The 6,197-nt window shown below is 42.7% G+C and carries 6 protein-coding genes and 1 pseudogene; 1 reads left to right on the top strand and 6 read right to left on the bottom strand.

The features are described 5' to 3' along the window. The 3 genes and pseudogenes from V7K89_RS03580 to pilM all read right to left on the bottom strand — a co-directional run. A pseudogene (locus V7K89_RS03580) lies at positions 1–431 on the bottom strand (hypothetical protein); the annotation flags it as partial. Next, a complete protein-coding gene (locus V7K89_RS03575; protein WP_335184392.1) occupies positions 428–1,204 on the bottom strand; it encodes a PilN domain-containing protein in 777 nt (258 codons plus the stop codon). The gene V7K89_RS03575 and the pseudogene V7K89_RS03580, both read right to left, overlap by 4 nt. A gap of 4 nt (positions 1,205–1,208) precedes the next feature. Next, positions 1,209–2,315, bottom strand: coding sequence for a type IV pilus biogenesis protein PilM (gene pilM, locus V7K89_RS03570; RefSeq protein ID WP_335184390.1), 1,107 nt, complete (start codon positions 2,313–2,315; stop codon positions 1,209–1,211). Between the two features lie 152 nt (positions 2,316–2,467). Between pilM and V7K89_RS03565 the strand changes: the two genes are divergently transcribed. Next, positions 2,468–3,766, top strand: a complete 1,299-nt coding sequence (locus V7K89_RS03565) for an ABC transporter substrate-binding protein (protein ID WP_335184388.1) — start codon at positions 2,468–2,470, stop codon at positions 3,764–3,766. Positions 3,767–3,781: 15 nt separating this feature from the next. On the opposite strand, the gene V7K89_RS03560 is transcribed toward V7K89_RS03565, so the two are convergent. The 3 genes from V7K89_RS03560 to V7K89_RS03550 all read right to left on the bottom strand — a co-directional run bounded on the left by V7K89_RS03560 (position 3,782) and on the right by V7K89_RS03550 (position 6,162). Further along, a complete protein-coding gene (locus V7K89_RS03560) occupies positions 3,782–5,128 on the bottom strand; it encodes a bifunctional folylpolyglutamate synthase/dihydrofolate synthase (protein WP_335184386.1) in 1,347 nt (448 codons plus the stop codon). An 89-nt stretch (positions 5,129–5,217) separates the two neighbouring features. Further along, the gene (locus V7K89_RS03555) at positions 5,218–5,343 is read right to left on the bottom strand and encodes a photosystem II protein Y (protein WP_273764542.1); all 126 of its coding nucleotides are present in this window, start codon (positions 5,341–5,343) and stop codon (positions 5,218–5,220) included. 291 nt (positions 5,344–5,634) lie between these two features. Continuing rightward, on the bottom strand, positions 5,635–6,162 hold the full coding sequence (locus V7K89_RS03550) for a gamma carbonic anhydrase family protein (RefSeq protein ID WP_335184384.1): 528 nt from the start codon (positions 6,160–6,162) through the stop codon (positions 5,635–5,637). Positions 6,163–6,197 lie beyond the last annotated feature (35 nt).

Here is a 6,197-nt window from a genome sequence, read left to right as displayed (position 1 = left end):
CCGAGACTTTTATTTATATTGCGATGATACGTATTATGCTTCGACGACTCGCATGAGTTTTTACTTTCTTGGACTTTTAAAACATCCTCTAAGGTTTTTTCGTTAGCAAATAAACTTAAAACCTGAACTTTTTGCTGCTTTGCCTGTGCTAGCTCGTCTTTAACTTTGTCAATCTGTTTGATATTGGCTTTTTTTTGCTCAATTTGCGCTTGCAGTTCAGAGCTTTTGGCTTGCTGCTGCTGATAGCTTTCCCAAGCTGGCATCAGCAGGTTTAAAAATATATAAGCTGCTCCCGCTAAACCAACTACTCCCACCAAGATCCCAATAATTTTTGGTGTGAAGGCAATACCAAATACCACAGGTGCGGCTGGCGTTGCCGGATCGAATTCTCCACCTTGTTCGGCAAAATTTAAATCATCACTCAGCGTCATTTGGAAATGACTCCTGTTTGTTGCATATTACGAATTCGAGTCACTAACCCCACTGTGCCTTTTTTTTCCAACTCTCGAATTAATTCCGACGCTAGAACGTCGTTCATGCTCGATTGAATAGTGTATTTAACTACTTGGGGCGGCTTAATTACTACATTAGTAGAAGATTGACCTGCACCTGATGTTAAGGGAGCATCTACTAATGATGCTGTCAGAATTCTGGTTTCTGTGGGCTTTAAAAACTGAGACTGTTGTAAACTCAATAAGAAATCATTGACATCATTAAAGGAACGAGCCAATCCGTTAATTTCTAATCCCCCTGCGGGATTATTTGGTGGCTGACCTGCTGCTACTGCTACAGGTGGGATTTGCTTGATGCTCTCGATTTGCACTGCCGTTGGGATGCGATCGCGCAAATCTTGTAGCATTGCTGACCAAGGACGAATCTGGTCAAATACAGTCACTAAAGCTTGGGTTTCCCCTTTAATTGCGTTTGTCTCGGCTTTGATATTGTTAATATTTCCTATTTCTGTATCTAACCTCTTGCTTTCTTGATCTAATTGTGCTATTTGACCATCTAATTCAACAATCTTCCCTTGCAGGAACCACCAAGCAACTCCCAATAAAGCTGGAAGACCTACACCTACTGCAACTCCGACATACAGTAGTGTCAAATCCCCAGTAGGAAATTTTAGGGCTATTCCTCCTTTTCTCTCTGGCTTTTTCTGGTATGCTGGGCGGTCTTTAAGAAAGTTAACATCTAGGCTGTACATTTTATTACACCTCCCGCATTCCTAGACCTAGTACGATCGCCAGACCAGAGCGTTGTACCTGTGGATATTTATCAGTGTCAACTTCCAAAGATAAAGACCCGATTGGATCTATTTGGGTAGTTGGCAAGCTCAATCGTTGGGTAAAAAATTCATCTAGCTGTTGAAGTCCACCTCCTGGCCCAGCTAATAAAATCTGCGCTACCTCCAAATTTTCACTTTGATTTAGGTAAAAATCGATGGAACGGCGCAGTTCATCCGTTAGTTCTCCCAAGACTCTTAATATGGCAGCCATGCCAGGATCGAGTTCGGTAACGCCAGTTTTACCGCCATCTATGGGAGTTGCAGGAATAATCATTCCGTGTAACAGTTCCATATCTCGTGATGTAGGTAAGCTCATTGTCCTTGCTAAGGCAGTTTGCATTTGATAAGTCCCAATTGGAACTGTGCGGGAAAATTGTGGCACTCCGTTAACGATGATGGCGATTTCTGTACTATCAAACTCGATATCAACTAGTACTGCTGCTTCTTGCGGGCCAAATTGTCGCAGTTGTTCGCGAATAGTCCGAATCAGAGCAAAACTGTTAATTTCTAAAACGTCAATTTGTAATCCTGCCTGCTCGAATGTACTTATATAGGTATCTGTTATCTCCTTGCGGGTAGCAACTAAAAGTACGTGTACTTTTTCAATGCCATCTTCATCTACAAAGTACCCAAGTTTCTGATAATCTACATCAGCCTCTTCACGAGGATAGGGTAAATACAAACCTGCTTCATGGTTGAGCACCATTTCTCGCAGTTCTTTATCATCTAACTCTGCTGGCACTGGTATAATCCGAACGATAGAATCTCGTCCTGGGACACCAGTAGCAACGCGAGAAGTTTTGATTTTGCTCTCAGCTAGCGCCTGCTGGATTAATTGCGCCATTGCTGGAGGGTCGTTGATTTGACCATCGATAACTATCCCTTCTGGAACTGCTACCGATGTACAGATTTCTAATTTCAAGCCTTGACCCTGCTTGCGTAGCTGAACTACATTCACCCGTTCGGGAGCAAGTTCAATGCCTACCCCTTTTTTTGATTTGCCAAACAGACTATTGAAGCTTTTTACCACAGTTGTGCCCGCTGGACTGCTAAATTGAAAATTTAAATTAGTTGCGGTAAAGGCGTTATATATTACGTCTTTACGGGTAATTTATTTAGCCTATAATCTCAACAATTCTGTCTAAGCTTTTCACACCGATCAAGCGTAAAAATACTGGGAAAATGATTCAATTGCGAAAATTTAAACAACTTGTTGCTTTGGTACTGCTTGGCTTAATAACCAGTTGGGTTGTAAGTTGCAGCACAAGTAATGTTAATACAAGTACAAAACAAGCTACTTCAGGAGCAGGAACTGTTGAGTTTTGGACAATGCAACTCCAACCTCAATTTACCGACTACTTCAAAAGCCTAATTACGAATTTTGAATTGCAAAATCCAGGTATAAAGATTAACTGGGTCGATGTACCTTGGGCAGCAATGGAGAACAAAATATTAACAGCTGTCTCCGCAAAAACGCCACCTGATGTAGTTAACTTGAATCCGGGTTTTGCTTCCCAACTTGCCGGACGAAATGCCTGGTTAAATTTAGATGCAAAAGTCCCTAATGATGTACGTTCCTCCTATCTACCGAATATCTGGAAAGCAAGCACGCTTAATGGCAAGAGTTTTGGGATTCCCTGGTATCTCACCACACGGCTAACCATTTATAACACTGATTTATTAAAACAGGCAGGTATCAATAAATCACCTGCAACCTACGCAGAATTGGCACAAGCCGCGCAACAAATTAAAGACAAGACGGGAAAATATGCCTTTTTTGTAACTTTCGTACCGCAAGATTCCGGTGAAGTGCTGGAATCTTTCGTGCAAATGGGAGTTACCCTAATAAATGCTGAGGGGAAAGCGGCATTTAATTCAGCACAAGGGAAAGCCGCGTTTCAATATTGGATAGACTTGTATAAAAAAGGGTTGCTTCCTAAAGAGGCTTTGACCCAAGGACATCGCCACGCGATCGATTTATACCAATCTGGAGAGACGGCGTTTCTAGCTTCTGGGCCAGAGTTCCTGAAAACGATCGCTAATAATGCCCCGAAAATTGCTCAAGCTTCGGAAATAGCACCTCAACTCACTGGTGACACAGGTAAGAAGAATGTTGCGGTGATGAACATAGTTATTCCCCGCGATAGCAAACAACCAGATGGCGCTGTGAAATTTGCTTTATTTGTCACCAATGACGAAAATCAGTTAGCCTTTGCTAAAGCTGCAAATGTTCTACCTTCTACAATCAAAGCATTGTCTGATAGTTACTTTAAAGATGTTCCAGCTAATGCTTCAACAATAGAAAAAGCGCGAGTTATGAGTGCTAAAGAACTGCCAAAGGCAGAGATACTGACCCCTACTTTGAAGGATTCCAACAAACTGCAAAAGGCTGTTTACGAAAACTTGCAAGCAGCAATGTTAGGGCAGAAGACTGTAGATAAAGCTGTAGAGGATGCAGCGCAAGAATGGAATCAAAGATAAATTCGTAATTCGTAATTATGATTTACGAATTATATTGGTGGTTGCTAAAAAATCGCCTACTAAATAAAGGGAACCACACAAAACGATTAAATCTTCTGTGGTAGCGGTTAAAGTTGCGGCTGCTAGTGCTGTGAATAAATCTGGATATATTTGGCGATCGCTTAATTCGGGACAGAGGCTATAAGCTAGGTTTGCTAAGTAGTTTAGGTCAGCGGAAGTTCTACCGGACCAAGGTTCTACTGGTATTGGCACTAAATAAAGCTGATCGCCTGGTCGCAGTAATGCGCTAAAAATATCAGCATGATCCTTATCGGAAAACATTCCCATAACCCAATTGACTGGCTTGGGGTTAACTGGGTCTAAGCTATCGACATACTGGCGAAGAACTTGGGCTGCGGCAGTATTATGAGCGCCATCAAGTAATAATTTATGATTTTTCCAAGTAGTCCATTGCATTCGCCCCAGCCATTGAGTTTTTGCCATGCCGTTAGTTATCGCTTCTTCAGAAATCTGCCAACCCTGTTGTTGGAGAATTTCTAAAGCGGCTAAAGCCAAAGCTGAATTAGTTAACTGAATTTGTCCCCCTAAGGATAACGGATATTTAATTAATTTTAAATTTTGAATTTTGAGTCGCACCTTTGGTGCGCTAGAAGCGCAACTTGAATTTTGAATTGTTTCATACTCTGCCCATCCTGTAGCGATTTGACGGGCGGGTTGAGGCGTAAAAATCGGGCATTGTAATTCTAAGGCACGCGATCGCACTACTTGGTCTGCCTCTGGTGGCAATGGCCCAATCACAACGGGACATCCAGGTTTGAAAATACCTGCTTTTTCCCTAGCAATATCAGCGACGGTAGGGCCAAGTTGCTGCCAGTGTTCCCGGCTAATGGAAGTGACGATCGTAACTAAAGGTTCTAAGCAGACATTAGTAGCATCTAAGCGCCCTCCTAGTCCAACTTCTACCACAGCCACATCAACTTGCTGCTGGGCAAAATATAACCAAGCGGCAGCCGTAATTACTTCAAACTGAGTTGCTGATTCGTCATCAGGGCGAATAACCGCTTGGATTTTTTCTAATAATTGACTCAATTCCTCAGAGGAAATTTGCTGTTCGTTCAGACAAATACGTTCCGTCCAATTAACTAAATGGGGGGAAGTGTAGCGTCCTGTACGATAACCAGCCTCAGTAAGTACTGAGGAAAGATAGGCACAAACTGAACCTTTGCCATTAGTGCCAGCAATATGAATTACTGGGACTTGGTGATGAGGATTGCCAAGATTTGCCAATAAATTGACAATGCGATCAAGTCCCAAATGGACGCCAAAGCGTTGCAACGGTTGTATTACAGAATCGATATCCAAGGAAGGGGAGTGGGGAGTGGGGAGTAGGGAGATGGGGAAGCAGAGGAGCAGGGAGGAAATGCCCAATGCCCCATGCCCGATTAATCAATTTAGGCTTCCCGATCAAAAAAGCCTTGGATTTGTCTTAAAGCCGCAGCGCCAATATTAAACACTGCCCAACCAGCAGCAATGGCAATTGGTGCTAAAACGATCGCTATACGGAAATCGATATCCATGTCTAGAACCCCTCTTTTAATTAGAAATTAAAGTTTTGTCAACTGCTCTCATTTTTATTTTTAGCTGAAGTGGGCAACTTTTCCAACTAGATATGTAAAGAATGTTTAATTTATGGGGCATTGGGCATTGGGAGTTGGGCATTGAAAAGAAGCAGAGGGGGAAAACTCTTCTTTGTTACTTTCTCATCTTCCCCAGTCCTTTTCTTCTCTACTAGACGCTGCGCGAATGGTAGCACTACGGGCAACGAACGTAGCCTCAGTACAAGTGTTCAATGCCCCATGCCCTATTCCCTAAGCCTTGCTAAAACCAATATCAGTACCCTTACCAGCATGAACTAAAGCTAACTTTTGGTAACGTTTAGCGTGTTCAATTAGTTCTGCGGCTTCAACGTCTGTTACTTGGCGTAACACTTTACCAGGAATACCCACAACTAGGGACAAAGGCGGTACATTTTTAGTTACCACTGCGCCAGCACCAATAATGCTACCAGTGCCGACTCGTACTCCATCTAAAATCACTGCGCCAATGCCAATCAAACTTCCACGCTCAATGTAAGCAGAATGTACTACAGCGCGATGCCCTACGGTAACATGATCTTCTAAGATTGTTGGAAAACCAGCATCACAATGTAGAATTGCACCATCCTGAATATTTGTGCATTCGCCAATTTCAATCCGTTCTACATCTCCCCTAACCACTGCTCCATACCAAATGCTCACTTCTGCTGCTATATTTACCGAACCGATAACAATAGTATTGGCTGCAATAAACGCAGCTTGAGAAAAATCAGGAGATGTCCAGTAAGAAGCGGTAGACACGATAGAATATGAATATGGTACCCAGGAACACTGGA

The organism is Nostoc sp. (assembly GCF_036917515.1).
Lineage (GTDB): Bacteria > Cyanobacteriota > Cyanobacteriia > Cyanobacteriales > Nostocaceae > Nostoc.
This window is presented reverse-complemented; position numbering and strand designations above follow the sequence as displayed.

What these genes read in the sequence shown, in the direction of transcription:
- V7K89_RS03575 (WP_335184392.1), bottom strand. Translation starts at nt 1,204, where the DNA reads ATGTACAGCCTAGATGTTAACTTTCTTAAAGACCGCCCAGCATACCAG.
- V7K89_RS03565 (WP_335184388.1), top strand. Translation starts at nt 2,468, where the DNA reads ATGATTCAATTGCGAAAATTTAAACAACTTGTTGCTTTGGTACTGCTT.
- V7K89_RS03555 (WP_273764542.1), bottom strand. Translation starts at nt 5,343, where the DNA reads ATGGATATCGATTTCCGTATAGCGATCGTTTTAGCACCAATTGCCATT.